Genomic DNA, 17,514 nt, shown 5'->3' with positions numbered 1-17,514 from the left:
CTCAACAAATGTTTATCCCCTATTATCTCCTTTGCATATACGGATTAAACATATGTTGAGGACGGATTTTCATGAAAAGAAGGATCGAGTTGTATGAACTCGATCCTTCTTATTTTTATGAGAACAACTATCCTTTTACAAAACTAAACTGCTGCAAATTCAGACTAAAAAGCCCGTCAAAACGTGTCTTATGCGGAAGTTTTCGTATCTTCATTTATAATGGTTCCATCATTTGCAATCAGCTTCGGAGGAATTTTTTCTCTTACAGTGTTTGCCGTGATGACACATTTTGTAATATCATCACGAGACGGCAATTCAAACATCACATCAAGCATAATGCCTTCAATGATAGAACGAAGGCCGCGCGCACCTGTTTTTCGTTCAATTGCTTTTTTCGCAATTTCTGATAATGCTTCTTCTTCAAATTCCAGCTCAACGCCATCTAGCTCGAGCATTTTTTGATATTGTTTAACAAGCGCGTTTTTCGGTTTTGTTAATATTTCGACAAGTGCTGCTTCATCAAGCGGTTCAAGGCTGGCAATGACAGGCAAACGCCCGATAAATTCCGGAATTAACCCGAATTTTAATAAATCCTCAGGTAGCACCTTTGAAAGCAGTTGCTTTTGATCAAGCTCTTTGTTTCGGCTATCTGCTCCAAATCCAATGACCTTTTGCCCTAATCTGCGCTTGATGATTTGCTCTATGCCGTCAAATGCTCCGCCGCAAATAAATAATATATTAGTCGTATCGATTTGGATAAATTCTTGATGCGGATGTTTTCTTCCGCCTTGTGGAGGAACACTTGCTACAGTTCCTTCCAAAATTTTCAGAAGTGCTTGTTGGACGCCTTCACCAGACACATCTCTTGTAATGGATGGATTTTCTGATTTTCTAGCAATTTTGTCAATCTCATCGATGTAAATAATTCCTTTTTCCGCTTTTTCCACATCGTAATCAGCAGCTTGGATTAGCTTCAGCAAAATATTTTCAACATCTTCCCCAACGTATCCAGCTTCCGTTAGCGACGTTGCGTCAGCAATTGCAAATGGAACATTCAAAATGCGTGCAAGCGTTTGTGCAAGCAGCGTTTTTCCGCTTCCTGTCGGCCCGATTAACACAATATTACTTTTGGACAGCTCAACATCATCAATTTTATTGTTTGAATTAATCCGCTTATAATGGTTGTAAACTGCAACCGCCAAAGATTTTTTTGCCTGCTCCTGCCCGATTACATATTCATCTAGGATGCTGAGAATTTCTTTCGGTTTCGGAACATCCTTAAATTCAGCCTCTTCTTCTGTGCCAAGCTCCTCTTCTACAATTTCTGTGCAAAGTTCAATACATTCATCGCATATATAGACGCCAGGACCAGCAACCAGCTTTCTCACTTGATCTTGAGTTTTTCCGCAAAACGAACATTTTAACTGTCCCTTTTCATCGTTAAACTTAAACATGATATCACCCCTTAATTTCCTTCATTGCCTCCCCACCCATATATAAACCGCACGCATGAATCGGGGAACAATGCTTTTCAAACAAAAGAAAAGTATGTATCGCATTTTATCATAAAACAAAAGAAAAGCGGTAATGAAAAGTATGTATAGTTATGTGACAATTATTATGTACAGTTTCGAACGATTTAACGCTTTTCATTTTATAAAACAAGGCACGATCAAATCGCGCCTTGTTATCAACTTTATCAAAGATCATGATGTTCCTGTAACTATATTATGCAACATCTTTTCTATTTTCTACAAGAAAATCGACCGCTTTTTTAATTTTTAAATCTTCTTTTATTCCTTCTGTTGAACCGAGTGCTCTCTTAACGCTTTCAACTGGCATATTGTACATGTCAGCCATTTTTTGCAGCTCTTCATTTACTTCTTCTTCTGTCACATCAATGTTTTCAGCTTTCGCAATTGCTTCTAATGTTAAGTTATATTTCACGCGCTTTTCAGCGTCTTTTCTCATTTGTTCACGCAATTCTTCTTCGCTTTGGCCAGAGAATTGGTAATACAGTTCTAAGTTCAAGCCTTGCAATTGCAAGCGTTGTTGAAATTCATTCATCATTCTTTCAAGTTCATTGTCAATCATCACTTGCGGAATGTCCACTTCAACATTTTCTGCAGCTTTTTCAACAAGTTCATCACGAAGTTTATTTTCAGCTTGTGTGTTCTTTTGCTCTTCTAAACGCTCTCTAATTTTCGCCTTTAATTCTTCAAGTGTTTCAACCTCATCGTTTACATCTTTTGCAAATTCATCATCCAATGCAGGGAGTTCTTTCGTTTTGATTTCATGAATTTTCACTTTAAAGACAGCCGGTTTTCCAGCAAGCTTTTCCTCATGATATTCTTCAGGGAACGTTACTTCTACATCCTTTTCTTCGCCTGCTTCAAGCCCGATCAACTGATCTTCAAAACCAGGGATAAATGTGCCGGAGCCGACTTCCAAAGAATAATTCTCAGCTTTTCCGCCTTCAAACGCTTCGCCGTCAACAAAACCTTCGAAGTCGAGGACGACTGTATCTCCCTCTTCCACTTTTCCTTCTTCTTTCACAACCAATTCAGCATGCCGTTCTTGAAGCTGTTTTAATTCGTTTTCCACATCTTCATCCGTAACGGTTGTATCTTCTTTTTGGACATCCAAACCTTTATATTCGCCAAGTTTCACTTCTGGTTTGACCGTTACTTTAGCCGTAAAAATAAGCGGTTTATCTTTTTCAATTTGTTCAATATCAATTTCAGGACGGTCTACCGGTTCAATTCCAGCTTCTTCAACCGCTTTTGGGTAAACTTCTGGAAGCAAAATATCAAGCGCATCTTGATATAGCGCCTCAACACCGAATCTCTTTTCAAAAATAGGGCGCGGCACTCTTCCTTTGCGGAATCCTGGAACAGCTACATTTTTTACAACTTTTTTAAATGCTCGATCCAGCGCTTCTTTAAATGTTTGTGCATCTACTTCAACGGTTAAGACTCCTTCGTTTTTCTCTAATTTTTCCCATTTAACTGACATTTGTTTCCCTCCAACAATCTATAAATATTATTCGTGAGTACACGATAAAAATTTTTTATATGCCTTGTCCGTAAAGAAACAAGCCATAAAATAAATATGTCAAAAAAGGATAACCGGCACCAATAGCAAGAAAGGTGCATACAAAAAATATACATTTTACAACCATTTTATTATACCATAGGATTCAATCCTTTCAATAGGACTCTACCATCTAATGTTTGAAATTTCTTCAATTTGTCTAATTTTATCGCAAACTGAAATAAACTCAGCACTTTTTATGTTGTAAATCCGCTCAACTTCCGTCAGCTTGATGACGATCCCAAAAATTTCGTAGCCAACGTAATGAAGCGCTGCTGCCCAAATATTTGCATTTTCCGGTTTAGGATGAAAAGGATACATGACATATAAATGACGAATCCATATATCTTTTACAGCTTCGAAAAGGGTTGGATTTTCATTTCCTAAAAAATCGTCCAAAAGATTGAGCACTTTTTTGGCAAACGTCATTTCTAATAAATCTTGAAGATGGATAGGATTTACAGCGGTAGTTTCCCCGAATTTCTCAACGGTCATTATTCGTGCTATTTCATGATCTCGCAATATTTGCAGCAGCATTGTTTTCACAACCGGATGGACCGTTTTTGACTGAAGCATCTCTTCAATCGTATGTAAATTTTTTTTAACATTATTATTATTTTTGATCGAATGTATGTAGGAAATTTGCTTGTCCAGCCTGCTGAAAAGATCATCGTCATTCGGTTCTGGACTGATTTGCTCTTCGCTCATCCTCCGGCTAAAATGAAGCAGCTTGTAAAACTGTTCTGCATGTGCTGCCGGAAGTTTATTTTCTTCCAAAACCGCTTCAATCGTCGTTTTTACCTCATCATATTGTCCAAGCTGTACTAAAATCGTTAAATACATCTGCAATATTTCAAAATAATTTCCTTTTGCTTCGTGAAGCATTTTTTTACAAATTTGTTTTGCTTCCTGATATTCTCCAAGCTCCATTAAGCATAAAGCAATTCCTATTTCAATATCAGGGTGATTTGAATTCCAAGATCTCGCCTCTAAAAAAAGGTCGAGCGCTTGTTCAAATTGTTTATTATGTAACGCATTCATTCCTTTTTCAATCAATCGTTCATTAAGTCGGGGAAAGGGAATGATTTTTCCATTCGCTTTTTTCATTGTAGAAAACCTCTTTATGATTTTGCTACAAGTTTACCAGCTGAGCAACGAGAAAACAAGAATCAAAAGAAAAAGCGGAGGATGCAATCATCATCCCCACGCTTTTGCCTTTTGTTCAAATTGGCTGATCTGCTCTTCATATAATAATGTAAATCCTATTTCGTCGCGTCCATTTAAAAGCATTTCCTTCCAATGCTCATTAATGTCAAAATGAAACTCAAATCCTTCTTGATCAAATACTTTTTGCTGCTCTAAATCAATCGTGCATTCGTACACATTTCCTTCCGCTTTTTTGAGCAATGTTTCAAACACTTCTTCATTGACCCGTATCGGCAGGATTCCGTTTTTTAAACAGTTTTGATAAAAAATATCTGCGAAGCTAGGCGCGATAATTGCGCGGAAACCAAAGTCTGCTAAAGCCCATGGAGCATGCTCTCTTGATGAACCGCAACCGAAATTTTCGCCAGCTAGCAAAATTTGTGCGCCTTTGTAGACTGGCTGATTTAACTCGAATTGTGGATTTTCCTCACCATTATCTAAATATCTCCAATCAAAAAAAGCAAATCTTCCATAACCTGTCCGTTCAATTCGTTTTAAAAATTGTTTCGGAATGATTTGGTCCGTATCCACATTTGTTCTATTTAATACTGCAATATGGCTAGTTAATGTTGTAAAAGGCTGCATGCTGCTTCTTCCCTCCTCATTTTACTGCTTCAAGCTTCTCTGTCCGAATATCAACAAACTTACCATAAATTGCTGCCAGTGCTGCCATTGCAGGACTCACTAAGTGAGTTCTTGCCCCTTTCCCTTGACGTCCTTCAAAGTTGCGGTTGGAAGTAGACGCACATCGTTTTCCAGGAGGCACGACATCGTTATTCATGCTTAAACACATGCTGCATCCAGAATCTCTCCATTCAAAACCAGCATTGATGAAAATTTCATGCAATCCTTCTTGTTCTGCTGCTTGTTTTACTTTTTGGGAGCCTGGAACTACGATCGCTTTCACATTTGGAGCAACCTTTCGTCCTTTAATTACATTCGCCGCTGCACGCAAATCAGTTAGTCTTGAGTTTGTACATGATCCAATGAATACATAATCGATTTCAATGTCTTGAATGTTCGTTCCCGGTTCAAGTCCCATGTACTCATACGCCCGTTTGAAGGAAGCTGCTTCATTTTCATTGCGTGCATCCTCAAGTGTCGGAATCGAATGGTCAACAGGCAGCACCATGCTTGGATTTGTACCCCAGGTAACCATCGGTGCGATGTCTTCCCCGCGGATTTCAATCGTTTTATCAAATGTAGCTCCTGGATCAGATCTTAAAGATTTCCAGTAAGCAACTGCTTTTTCGAACTCTTCCCCTTTCGGAGCATATTTTCTTCCTTTTATATAATTAAAGGTTGTTTCATCCGGAGCTATTAAACCGGCGCGGGCACCTGCTTCGATTGACATATTGCAAATAGTCATCCGTTCATCCATTGATAAGCTTTCAATCACTTCACCCGAATATTCAATAACATAGCCTGTACCGAAATCAACACCAAATTTTCCAATAATGTAAAGGATGACGTCTTTGGCCGTGACTCCTTCTGACAAAGATCCTGTCACTTTCACTTGCAAAGTTTTCGGACGGTGCTGCCATAATGTTTGAGTGGCCAAAACGTGTTCTACTTCACTTGTTCCGATTCCAAATGCCAGCGCCCCAAAAGCGCCGTGTGTCGATGTATGGCTGTCTCCGCATACAATAGTCTTTCCTGGAAGAGTAAGCCCTAATTCCGGACCGATAACATGGACAATTCCTTGATCATCGCTGTCTAATCCTGCCAGAGTAATTCCAAATTCTTGGCAGTTTCTTTCTAAAGCACTTATTTGGTTTTTAGCTACATCATCTTCAATGACAAAGCGGTTCACGGTTGGGATATTATGATCCATTGTGGCAAAGGTGAGATCAGGACGTCTCACTTTCCGTCCGTTTTGTCTCAATCCTTCAAAAGCTTGCGGTGATGTAACTTCATGTATGAGATGAAGGTCAATATAAAGCAGATCCGGTTTTCCCTCTTCCCTTACGACCACATGATCATCCCAGATTTTTTCTATTATGTTTCGAGGCTTCATTTTCTTTTTCCCCCTATTTCCTGTTTTGTATCTATTAAGAAAACGGTGAGCTTCTCCTCCCGGAAAAGCCCACACCCCCCCATTTTATTCGTAGGAATCGATAATATTTAATAGTGCATAATCGTTCGCAAGCACTTCTTTGATTTCTTCCACCATTTCAGTTGTATGAATAAATGCACCTTCATTATTTGTTAAATCTCTCGTGCACTTTCCGGAATCCAACACGTGTTTAACCGCTTTTTCAATGGCTCTAGCTTCTTCATGAAGATCAAAGGAATAGCGGAGCATGAGCGCACCAGATAAAATCATTCCGACAGGGTTTGCCAGGTTTTGGCCGGCAATGTCAGGAGCCGATCCATGCACTGGTTCATATAAGTGCAATCCACTGTTTGATAAGCTTGCTGAAGGAAGCATGCCCAACGATCCAGTAATCATGGATGCTTCATCGCTTAAAATGTCACCGAACATATTTTCCGTCACAATCACATCAAACTGGCTTGGCATGCGGATCAATTGCATGGCCGCATTATCAACAAGCATATGCTCCAATGTGACATCAGGGTATTTAGAAGCCAATTCTTCGGCAATTTCACGCCAAAGCTTGCTAGTTGTAAGCACGTTTGCCTTATCAACAGACGTTACTTTTCCTCGGCGTTTTTGCGCCATTTGAAAAGCTGTTTCCAAAATGCGTTCAATTTCTTTCCGTTTATAAAAAAGCGTGTCAACCGCTGCTTCTTCTCCGTCTGAAACGATTCTTTCACTCGGTTTCCCGAAATAAAGTCCGCTTGTCAATTCGCGTACAATCACCAAGTCAACATCTTCTATTTTTTCTCCCTTTAACGGAGATATTTCTTGAAGGGCTTTATAAGTTTGAACAGGGCGGATATTTGCAAATAAGTCCAACTCTTTTCGAATGCCTAGCAATCCTTTTTCCGGACGGAGTTCAGGAAGATTTTTATCCCATTTCGGACCGCCTACAGCTCCTAATAAAACCGCATCGCTTGAACGACATAATTCAATCGTTTCTTCAGGAAGAGGTGTCCCGCACTTATCTATCGCTTCTCCGCCAATTAAGCCGAATTCAAATTCAAAATCATGTTTGTAATATTGTCCAATAGCCTTTAAAACCTCAATAGCTCCGTTCGCTACTTCTTTTCCAATGCCGTCTCCCGGCAAAACAGCGATTTTTTTCTTCATCACGTTCCACCCCTTTCATGATTTTATACAGTCGCCTGATGTTTTTCCTTCGCTGTATGTTTGAGTAATATCGCCCTGTTGACAGCATTTAGATAGGCTTTGGCAGATGCTTCAAGCACATCCTGGGCAATGCCGCGTCCTCCCATTTCAATTCCGTCCACGTTAACTTTTACATATACTTGCGCTAACGCATCGCGTCCTCCTGAATTAGATTGGATTCGGTAGTCCAGCAAAGTGACGGACTGCTTCAAACAGCGTTCTAACGTATTGTAAATAGCTTCTACGCTTCCATTTCCTGTCGCAGCCTCTTGAATTTCCTCGTTTTCTTTCGTTTTCAGCGTCACAGTGGCAGACGGGACTCCAGTCGTACCATATGTTACCTGCAGCGCACAAAGTTCATATGTTCCTTCTTCACCTGTTAATTGTTCTTCTAATACAAGAGCTACAAGATCATCTTCCGTCAATTCTTTTTTCTTTTCAGAAAGTTCCTTAAAAGCAGTGAATAAACGATTTGTCGCTTCTTCATCCATTGTAAAGCCTAATTCCTTGAGCTTTACCCGAAATGCGTGACGACCAGAATGTTTTCCTAATACTAAACTGTTGGACTGTACCCCAACAAGTTCAGGAGATATGATCTCATATGTTGTTTTTTCTTTCAGCACACCGTCTTGATGTATGCCAGATTCATGGGCAAAAGCGTTTTTCCCGACGATCGCTTTGTTTGGCGGAACTATCATTCCTGTCAATTTGCTCACTAAATCACTTGTTCTCTTAATTTCATTTAAGCGGATGTTTGTTTCAACTTTGTAATAGTCTTTTCGAATGTACAGAGCGACAGCCACTTCCTCTAAAGCTGAATTGCCCGCACGCTCTCCAATTCCGTTAATCGTACCTTCAATTTGTCCTGCTCCATGTTCTACAGCGCTGAGAGCGTTCGCTACTGCCATTCCTAAATCGTCGTGGCAATGAGCGGACAAAATGACTTGATCAATGTTTTTCACATTTTGTTTTAAATATTCAAATATTTTGCCATATTCAATCGGAGTGATATAGCCTACAGTATCAGGAATATTGATGACTTTCGCGCCGGCTTCAATCACTTTTTCAACAATTTCCGCCAAAAAATCGAGTTCAGTGCGGCAGGCATCCTCTGCAGACCATTGTATAATAGGAAAAAATTTCGCTGCATATTTGACGGATTCTACTGCACGCTCGATCACTTGCTCCTTCGTCATTTTCAATTTATATTCCCGATGAACAGGCGATGTTGCAATAAACGTATGAAGTCTTGGCTCCGCCCCGTCTTTCAATGCTTCCCACGCCGCATCGATATCTCCTTTAACAGATCTCGCCAATCCTGTAACAGAAGAATTTTTGATTGTTCTGGCAATTTCCTGTACTGAGCGAAAATCTCCTGGAGAGGAGGCAGGAAAGCCTGCCTCAATAATGTCCATTCCAACTCGTTCCAGCTGTTTTGCGATTTCTAATTTTTCTTTTAAGTTTAGGTTTACTCCAGCGGATTGCTCGCCATCTCTTAAGGTTGTGTCAAAAAAGTTAATTTTTCGCACCAGTTACCACCGCTTCCTTATTTTTAGGCTTTACAAACGGCATCATGTCTCTTAACACTCTTCCGACCTGTTCAATTTGATGCTCATTTTCACGATTGTTGATCGCGTTAAACTGCGGTCTTCCTACTTGGTTTTCCAAAATCCATTCTTTCGCAAATTTTCCAGTTTGAATATCATTCAATACAGCTTTCATGTTTTCTTTTACATGCGCATCGATTACGCGCGGTCCAGATACGAAATCACCCCATTGAGCTGTATCGGAAATGGAGTATCTCATGTTGGAAAGTCCGCCTTCATACAGTAAATCCACAATTAATTTTAGTTCGTGCAAACATTCAAAATATGCAACTTCAGGCTTGTAACCTGCTTCAACAAGCGTTTCAAATCCAGCTTTCACAAGGGATGTTAACCCGCCGCAAAGCACTGCTTGCTCACCGAAAAGATCCGTTTCTGTTTCTTCTTTAAACGTTGTTTCAAGAACGCCGGCACGTGCGGATCCGATTGCTTTTGCATATGCTAAAGCCAATTCTTTCGCTTGACCTGTTACATTTTGCTCAACAGCAATCAATGCCGGAACCCCAGCTCCTTCAGTGTAAGTTCTTCGCACAAGATGACCTGGGCCTTTAGGTGCAACTAAAAATACATCCACATCGCTTGGCGGAACAATTTGATTGAAATGAACGTTAAATCCATGGGCAAATACGAGAGCATTTCCTGCTTTTAGTCCCGGCTTCACTTCATTTTCATAAAGTTCTCTTTGCTTTTCATCCGGAACAAGCACCATAATAATGTCTGCTTCTTCAACAGCTTCACGAACTGTTTTAACTTCCAATCCATCCTCTTGAGCTTTTTCAAATGATTTACCTTTTCTAACGCCAACTACTACATCTACGCCGCTTTCTTTTAAATTTAAAGCATGCGCGTGACCTTGAGAACCATATCCTAAAATCGCTACTTTCTTCCCTTCTAATACAGCTCCGTTAATATCTCCGTTATAGTATACTTTTGTCATTTGTACATCTCCCTTTCTTAAATGTTTTACTATATTTAAAAATGTATTAGACGATTGAAAAAGTTTTTTCGGACTGCTGCAGCTTTTGTGTACCGCGAGGAAAAGCTGTCAGTCCTGTTCTTGCTATTTCCTTGATGCCGTACGGTTTCAATAAGTCAATCAGCGCTTCAATTTTGTTCGGCTCACCTGTTACCTGTACGACAACGCTGTCTCTGCTAACATCAATGATCGATGCGCGAAACGGTTCGATCACACCGTATATTTCCATTCTTGTCGATGGATTTGCAACAACTTTAATTAATGCTAGTTCTCTTGCAACAATTGATTGATTTGTGATATCCATCACTTTCAACACATCAATTTGCTTATTTAATTGCTTTGTAATTTGTTCAACTTCTTTTTCTTCTTTAACATTTACAACAAATGTAATTCGCGAAACGCCTTCTATTTCCGAATGGCCGACAGAAATGCTTTCGATATTATAGTGTCTTTTCGTAAACAGGCCAGTAATTCGGTTTAAAACTCCTGATCTATTCATGACAGTCAGCGTAATGATTCGCTTCATTTCTTTATCCCCACCATTTCATTCAGTCCTTTGCCAGGAGCAATCATTGGATATACGTTTTCTTCCGGTGCTACGACGATTTCAATCAGCTCCGGCTCTCTGTTTGCAAAGCTTTTTTCCAACACTGTCTTAAGATTTTGATGATTTTGGATTCTTACTCCTTTTATTCCAAACGCTTCTGCCAATTTAATAAAATCAGGCTGCGTTTGAAAGACGGAATGAGAATAACGTTTTTCATAAAAGAGTTCTTGCCATTGGCGAACCATACCGAGCGAATTGTTGTTCAGAACGATTACTTTGATTGGCAAATTGTGCTCTTTGATTACCGCAAGCTCTTGGAAGGTCATTTGGAACCCTCCATCACCCAATATCGCGACAACCGTTCTGTTGCGGTCAGCAAATTGCGCGCCGATAGCTGAAGGGAGTCCAAAGCCCATCGTTCCAAGTCCGCCCGATGTCACCCATCTGTTTGGCGAATTAAAGCGATAATATTGCGCAGCCCACATTTGATGCTGGCCTACATCTGTTGTAACAATTGCTTCTCCTTTTGTTTGTTTATAAATTTCTTCGATCACTTCTTGAGGTTTGATTTCATTTTCAGATTTTTCATACCATAATGGATATTCTTTTTTATATTCAGCAAGATGCTGAATCCACTCTTGATGATCGCCTTTATTTCCTTCCTGCTCGATCAAAAGCTTCAATACTTGCTTCGCGTCGCCGACAATCGGAATTTGTGTGGGAACATTTTTACCAATTTCGGCAGGATCAATGTCAATATGTGCTACAGTTGCATTAGGCGCAAAATGTTTAAGATTTCCTGTCACTCTGTCATCAAAGCGGGCTCCGATGCTAATCAATAAGTCGCATTCATAAAGAGCCATGTTAGCCGCGTATGTTCCATGCATTCCTGCCATTCCTAAAAATAGAGGATGATCCGCTGGGAAACTTCCTAATCCAAGTAGAGTGTTTGTGATCGGAATTTGCTGCTGTTCAACATATTCTCTCAGTTCATTCGCAGCATTGGCATGAAGAACGCCGGCACCAGCTAAAATCACCGGTTTTTTTGCACTGCTGACCGATTCCACCAGCCTGCGGATTTGCAAGTAATTCGGCTCTAATTTCGGCTGGTAGCCAGGCAATGACAATTCCATATCATATTCGAAATTGCCTTCCGCCTGTGAAATATCTTTTGGAATATCGATCAATACAGGTCCTGGTCTTCCAGTTGTTGCGATATGAAACGCTTCTTTAACAATTCTCGGTAAATCATTTATATCCCGAACTTGATAATTATGTTTTGTAACGGGCATGGTAATTCCGATCACATCTGCTTCTTGGAAAGCATCAGAACCGATCACAGTTGTTGCTACTTGCCCTGTAAAGACGACGAGCGGCAAAGAATCAATTAATGCATCCGCAAGCCCTGTCACTAAGTTGGTTGCACCAGGTCCTGAAGTGGCAATGACGACACCCGGTTTTCCGGATATACGTGCATATCCTTCAGCAGCATGGATTCCTCCTTGCTCGTGTCTTGTTAAGACGTGAAAGACTCCAGAATTATATAGCTTATCATATATTGGCAAAACGGCTCCACCGGGATAGCCGAAAATGACTTCTACATTTTCCCTTTTTAAGGCTTCGATGAGCATTTCCGACCCCGTCATGGTTGTTGTTGTACATTTGGTTTTCAACTCATCCAACTGTACATTCGCAGTCATGAATATATCCTCCTTTTAAACAGATGTGATAGAATTTTTAGATAATGAAAAACCTTCCCGCCCCTATGAAACCCACTTATAGCAGGCCAAAGGGGCGAGAAGGTTGAATTCCCGCGGTACCACCCTTCTTCGTGATCAAATCGATCACCTCATGAACGGAATATCCGTTCTTTTCCTAACGAGTGCATTGGGATGCACCCGGCCAATCCTACTCGCTGTCCGCTTTCGAAAAGGCACTCGGAGGCGAGTTCATCCTTGGTGATAACGCCGGTTTTCAGCTCCCCCGGCTCTCTGGAGTTATCTTAACCAAAGATTACTAATCCTCTTCATCGTTTTCATCTATAAATTTTTACATTCAATTCTTCTACGAAAATTTATGTTTGAGCCTTATAATACGCTGATTTTTCAAAAGTGTCAACACCATTTTTATGAATTATTTGATTATTTTTATGAAACAGTTTTTTTGGTAACGTTTACAAACTCATTATTTCAACATTTTATAATACAATGAAAATTTTTTATGCTCTAAATTGAAATAAATATCGATTCCAAGCCATTAGGCAAAATGTGCGTAATATTTTATTTAAATTAATTTGAATAGCCAACGTTTTCAACAAATGCGGCAAAAGAAAAAACATCCATTTTATTCGAAATTACACCAGTTTTTCTTAAAGGCTCGGCAACCCGAACACTTCAGAAAGAGGGCTGTAATCTGTTTTAAACAGTAATGCAGCATATGTATGTTCTAAAACCTTGAACGTTATTCGATTTTAAATAAAAGCCCTTCACTTGAAACGAGCAATTTCGGAAGAAGGAAAAAAGACAAAGTATGTTGTATAAAAAATATTTGGAACAATATATGGTGGAGGAGATTATATGATGAACAAACAAAAGCTTGAATCTTTCTGTCTCAAACTTCCCGGTTCTGTTCATGATTACCAAATTGATTGGGAAGCAGACCGATATAAAGTGGGAGGCAAAATATTTGCGATTATAGGATGTGATTCTGAAGGAAAGCCAATCATCACGTTAAAATGTGATCCGCATCATTCTGAACAATTAAGAGAAAATTACGATGGCGTCATTCCAGGCTACTATATGAACAAAAATCATTGGATCTCAATATATTTTAACACGAACATCCCGGAGGAAATTTTGGAAAACCTGATTTTTCGTTCCTACGAACTTGTTTTTCAAAAATTGCCGAAGAAAATACAAAAGCAAATAAAACTGCAATAACTTAGGAAATAATGACATTGCTGTTTTGGGCGTCACTTATTAGATGTGAACTCCTCCTCAGTGAAAAGCCTCAAATCTTTTTAAATGGAGCTTAGAATTGGATTTGCATCCACGGATTTCGCTTATACACATGCTAGTCTTTTAATGCATAGAAACCATAGGCCTGCAGCAATAAATTTTTAAACATTGAAACGATAAAAAGCAGAGCAAGCTAAATCCTTACTCTGTCTAATAAACTGTATTAATTATTTTTTTAAATTACTAATTGTTCAAACTCTTTATCAGAAAAGCAAAAATTAAAAGCTCATAAATATTGACATATCAATATCTATGAGCATTATGTAATAAATTCATCCTATTCAAAATTAACATAAATGGCGTCCCAACAGGGATAACAACCACATCACAAAATTATTGATATTTCAAGGATGAATAGACATGCTCGTTCATCCCATGCAAAATTTGTGCAAAATTATTTTCAGCTGCTATCCCGTACAAAAAAGGCGGATTCCTCCGCCTTTTTTAATTGCACTTTTGAAAAACTCGTGCATCGCAGTTGGTACAACCATGATTGGCAGTACATTAAAAGATCGGATTATTCAGCCAACAAAAAAAGAATTTTCTGATAATATAATGTGTATTGTAATGTTTCTTTAGTGTAGTTTTTATCTTCCTAAATTTAGGTAAAAATCACTTCTGTAATAACTTAACAAAATAAGTTATAATTACCTTTGAAGGAGGTATACCTTTATGAAAGCCAATGTAATCATCAAAGCGATCTTATCAGCGACACTGACGGCAATAGGCTTTTTATTGCTGGATTATTTATTTGTGGGATTTGAAGACAGAAATATGGTCATCCAATTTATCCTTTATTTAATTATAACCCACCTTATGATGTTTTCTATTATGCGTAAAAACTATATATAAAGTTAGGACGTAAAATAGTGAAAAAGATATCCCTTTGTGCAATGACTCTAGTATTAGTACTTGGTTTACATCAGAAGAAGTACAAGCTAAAGGGAACTCTCCTTATGTCGGACAGATTAAAATTGTCACATATAAAGTTCATAAGTCCAAATTAAAAAGATATTATCAAGCATCCAAAATTACAAACCAGACCCTTGAATATGTTAATGAGTTTGTTGCCGGCGGACTAGGAGCAACAGCAAAAAATTTCCTTCAAAGAGGACTTATTGCGTTAGGAACATACAGTCTAGCAAAAATAATAGGACTTGGCTCCAAACCCCAAATGAATGAAACTAAAAAAATCTTAGAACGAATGAAAAAGGGATAAGCTAATTATCTGATTGTTAAGTAAAAATATCGTTATTCCTATATAAGTGGTTCTGGAACAAGATAGTATCCATATGGAAAAGCTGATATAAGTTACTCCAAGTAATGCCTCTCCAAAAACAGATAATGAGTTGTCCGAAAAGTTAAGCATCTCTCGTTTTAACTTTTTGGACAATCCCCTTATGTAAGTATCCTTTATCTCCATCATCTTTTTTATAAAAAAGGGATACTTCAAAATCCAGGATTAACCATCCGAACCTTCGAAATCAAACTAAGCACAGCCACGAGACTCTCCAGAATGAATATATATGCTCTTTTATTCCATACAAAATTCTGTTTGGCTGCTATTTCAAGCAAAAAAAAGCAGAGAAATCCGCTTTTTCTCCTTCCAACATTTCGTTCTATCCTGCCTATACGATCTACACAAAATTGAAGAAGATATGAAAAAAGAAGAGAGAGCTAAATAGCTTTCTCATTTTTATATGCAAACAAATAAGCTCTAAGGTAAAGTGAAAATAACATCAGATTCAGGAAAGAGAAAGTTGATTTGATTTCCAAACAGTATGATAAAGCCAAAAAAGAGTTGTCCGAAAAGGAACAACTCTTGATTCTATAAATTTATTGATATATTTGAATCTCAGAAAAGTCTCGAGTTCACTATGTAGTGAACTTTAAAACTAAAGAAACTGGACCTCTAGTATATAATCCTTTTTCTTCATACGAAAAAGACTCGTCCAACTCAATGTTTTTAAAACTGTCTAAAATAATATTTGCTACAAGTTCTAATTGCATAAGCGCTAAGGAAGCCCCTACACAAGTATGTGTTCCATACCCAAATGCTAGATTTTGTGAGTGACTAGTGAAAGCTTTATTATCTTCAATGCTTCTATAAATATCAAATTTATCTGGATTTGAAAAGGCTTTAGGATCCCTATTAGCAGCACCAATCATATTTATAATTACTGCATTTTTAGGAATCAAAACTCCTTTGATAGTCACTTCTCTAGAAACTTGTCTAGGAATAAATTGAACTGGAGGTTTAAAACGCAATGTTTCATTAATAGCATTCTTCAAAAGCTTGCGATTATTTTTTACATCCTCGAATTGTTTTGGATTTTGAAGTAGATTGTAAAATAGCAAAGCTAAAGTTTTATCGACAGGTTCAGTTGCAGCCAATAAAATATTCAATGTTAGGGCAAGAATCTCCTGAGAAGTCATTTTTATGCCATTAAATTCTGAACGTTGTAGTATAGATATTAAATCGTTTCCAGAAGAGTCTTTTTTACTTTCTATGATTGGAAGTAAATATTTTTCTAACTGTTCACTGCACCAAAAGCAATACTCAATTTCTTCATCAGAGAGATTGAAAGAAGTAATAAATTTTGCTATGCCTTTGTGCCATTCGGCAATTTGCTCTTGATCCTTTTTATCTAAGCCCAACATATCCATTGTTGATTGAACAGCAAATATCTTGCCAAAATCATTTACTAAGTCTATTTTTCCACGATTAAGATAAGGTTTTAAGACTTCAATAGCATTTTGTTTGAATAAAGAAAGTAATCGTTTGAGATTTTCACCTGTGAGCCCTTTCATTATCATTTTCTTTTTTTCTTTATGCTCTTTTCCAGTCATTTGGGCTAAAACTCTATCACGCATAACTGGTTGAGCTCGTTTCGCTAACGTTTTAGTAGTAAATATTTCTTCATTTTCTAAAACATATTTTACATCTTCATAATTACTAACAAAATAACAGTCAATAGATTCTTCATAAAAAACAGGCTCTTGTGTTCTAAAATAAGGGAAAAACTTGTAAGGATCTTTTGAGTAAGCTTCTGAAAAAATACTTATTTTACTTTGTTGCAGCATATATAAAACTCCTTTCAAATATTAATTAATTTGTTTCAAGATGATATAGCCTTGGTTGTCACTCATCTTAATATAAAATTCTGAATTTTTTATTTTCTCTCCTAATTTCCATGGTCTATGATATGCAAGCACGGACTCTTTATAGCCTAGAATTGAAGCACCCTGATAGAAAGAAAGGTAGTTCTGCTAATACGTATTTTACAGCGTGAAATAACATATTATCTGTAATTTCTATATCTTCCATATTTAAAGACTTCGCTCGGCTAGAAAGTGCATCATGAGACATTGCCAAACAAGATTTCCTAAATTTTTCATCTTTTTCAAAGTAATAAATTACGTTTTGATAAACTTCATTATAAATTTTGTTGTTTTTAAAATCTGAAAAAGTATATATATCAATCTCTCTACCATTTTTCCTTAATGCTTCTTCGCTAAAACGGAAATGACGTCTGATTTCCTTTCTGACTTTTCTTTCCGCTTTTGTTGTAGGAGTTCCGAGGGCTTCAAGTAAGTTCTTAGCTTCATCTCCAGCTAATAAAACGGTCACATTTTTAAAATTTTTTGATGACCAATCAATAAGTTGGTGAATATAGTTTTGTGAAAACTTACTGTTAAAGGGACTGATACCTAAAAGTATGTGAGTCTTATTCTTATAAATTTTCTCACAATTTCTAGATAGTGGAACAACATAGAACAAATCTTTAATAACTTGTTGCATTTAAAAACCCCTTTCC

The 17,514-nt window shown here is 37.9% G+C and carries 16 protein-coding genes and 1 other annotated feature; of the genes, 3 read left to right on the top strand and 13 right to left on the bottom strand.

The window, feature by feature from the left end; all coding sequences use genetic code 11:
* Positions 1–188: 188 nt before the first annotated feature.
* The 10 genes from clpX to ilvB all read right to left on the bottom strand — a co-directional run bounded on the left by clpX (position 189) and on the right by ilvB (position 12,379).
* Positions 189–1,454 carry an ATP-dependent protease ATP-binding subunit ClpX gene (gene clpX, locus NSQ61_RS01605; RefSeq protein WP_066249773.1) on the bottom strand — a complete coding sequence of 422 codons (1,266 nt, stop codon included), beginning with the start codon at positions 1,452–1,454 and terminating at the stop codon, positions 189–191.
* 274 nt (positions 1,455–1,728) lie between these two features.
* Positions 1,729–3,015 carry a trigger factor gene (tig, locus tag NSQ61_RS01600; protein WP_063387461.1) on the bottom strand — a complete coding sequence of 429 codons (1,287 nt, stop codon included), beginning with the start codon at positions 3,013–3,015 and terminating at the stop codon, positions 1,729–1,731.
* Between the two features lie 204 nt (positions 3,016–3,219).
* Complete coding sequence (locus NSQ61_RS01595) at positions 3,220–4,200, bottom strand: tetratricopeptide repeat protein (RefSeq protein WP_339193186.1); 981 nt, start codon at positions 4,198–4,200, stop codon at positions 3,220–3,222.
* A gap of 90 nt (positions 4,201–4,290) precedes the next feature.
* Entirely contained in the window at positions 4,291–4,884 is a 594-nt protein-coding gene (gene leuD / locus NSQ61_RS01590) for a 3-isopropylmalate dehydratase small subunit (protein WP_063387459.1), read from the bottom strand.
* Positions 4,885–4,900: 16 nt separating this feature from the next.
* On the bottom strand, positions 4,901–6,316 hold the full coding sequence (gene leuC, locus NSQ61_RS01585) for a 3-isopropylmalate dehydratase large subunit (RefSeq protein ID WP_340734101.1): 1,416 nt from the start codon (positions 6,314–6,316) through the stop codon (positions 4,901–4,903).
* Positions 6,317–6,400: 84 nt separating this feature from the next.
* The gene (gene leuB, locus NSQ61_RS01580; protein WP_063387457.1) at positions 6,401–7,513 is read right to left on the bottom strand and encodes a 3-isopropylmalate dehydrogenase; all 1,113 of its coding nucleotides are present in this window, start codon (positions 7,511–7,513) and stop codon (positions 6,401–6,403) included.
* Positions 7,514–7,536: 23 nt separating this feature from the next.
* Positions 7,537–9,081 (bottom strand): 2-isopropylmalate synthase, encoded by a 1,545-nt coding sequence (locus NSQ61_RS01575; protein ID WP_339193188.1) that lies wholly within the window; start codon positions 9,079–9,081, stop codon positions 7,537–7,539.
* A complete protein-coding gene (gene ilvC / locus NSQ61_RS01570) occupies positions 9,068–10,126 on the bottom strand; it encodes a ketol-acid reductoisomerase (protein WP_257790183.1) in 1,059 nt (352 codons plus the stop codon). Before ilvC ends, NSQ61_RS01575 begins: the two co-directional genes overlap by 14 nt.
* Positions 10,127–10,139: 13 nt before the next feature.
* Positions 10,140–10,658: an acetolactate synthase small subunit gene (gene ilvN / locus NSQ61_RS01565; RefSeq protein ID WP_063387454.1), complete on the bottom strand. Its 519-nt coding sequence runs from the start codon at positions 10,656–10,658 to the stop codon at positions 10,140–10,142.
* Positions 10,655–12,379: an acetolactate synthase large subunit gene (ilvB, locus tag NSQ61_RS01560; protein ID WP_063387453.1), complete on the bottom strand. Its 1,725-nt coding sequence runs from the start codon at positions 12,377–12,379 to the stop codon at positions 10,655–10,657. Before ilvB ends, ilvN begins: the two co-directional genes overlap by 4 nt.
* An 87-nt stretch (positions 12,380–12,466) precedes the next feature.
* Positions 12,467–12,718, bottom strand: a binding site (T-box leader).
* Positions 12,719–13,258: 540 nt separating this feature from the next.
* Between ilvB and NSQ61_RS01555 the strand changes: the two genes are divergently transcribed.
* From NSQ61_RS01555 to NSQ61_RS01545, 3 genes are all read left to right on the top strand, one after another.
* Positions 13,259–13,618, top strand: a complete 360-nt coding sequence (locus NSQ61_RS01555; RefSeq protein ID WP_063387491.1) for an MmcQ/YjbR family DNA-binding protein — start codon at positions 13,259–13,261, stop codon at positions 13,616–13,618.
* A 750-nt stretch (positions 13,619–14,368) separates the two neighbouring features.
* Positions 14,369–14,548, top strand: a complete 180-nt coding sequence (locus NSQ61_RS01550; RefSeq protein ID WP_008880476.1) for a hypothetical protein — start codon at positions 14,369–14,371, stop codon at positions 14,546–14,548.
* A 34-nt stretch (positions 14,549–14,582) separates the two neighbouring features.
* The gene (locus NSQ61_RS01545) at positions 14,583–14,915 is read left to right on the top strand and encodes a hypothetical protein (protein ID WP_035499421.1); all 333 of its coding nucleotides are present in this window, start codon (positions 14,583–14,585) and stop codon (positions 14,913–14,915) included.
* 656 nt (positions 14,916–15,571) lie between these two features.
* Here NSQ61_RS01545 and NSQ61_RS01540 read toward each other — a convergent pair.
* Genes NSQ61_RS01540 through NSQ61_RS01530 form a run of 3 tightly spaced genes read right to left on the bottom strand, consistent with a single transcriptional unit; the run spans position 15,572 to position 17,498 of the window.
* Positions 15,572–16,780 (bottom strand): cytochrome P450, cyclodipeptide synthase-associated, encoded by a 1,209-nt coding sequence (locus tag NSQ61_RS01540; protein ID WP_034769956.1) that lies wholly within the window; start codon positions 16,778–16,780, stop codon positions 15,572–15,574.
* A 21-nt stretch (positions 16,781–16,801) separates the two neighbouring features.
* Positions 16,802–16,912, bottom strand: a complete 111-nt coding sequence (locus NSQ61_RS01535; RefSeq protein ID WP_340805762.1) for a tRNA-dependent cyclodipeptide synthase — start codon at positions 16,910–16,912, stop codon at positions 16,802–16,804.
* A gap of 7 nt (positions 16,913–16,919) precedes the next feature.
* Entirely contained in the window at positions 16,920–17,498 is a 579-nt protein-coding gene (locus NSQ61_RS01530) for a tRNA-dependent cyclodipeptide synthase (RefSeq protein ID WP_340805761.1), read from the bottom strand.
* Positions 17,499–17,514 lie beyond the last annotated feature (16 nt).

The sequence above is a fragment of the Aeribacillus sp. FSL K6-1121 genome (assembly GCF_038003725.1).
Classification (GTDB): Bacteria; Bacillota; Bacilli; order Bacillales; family Aeribacillaceae; genus Aeribacillus; species Aeribacillus composti.
This window is presented reverse-complemented; position numbering and strand designations above follow the sequence as displayed.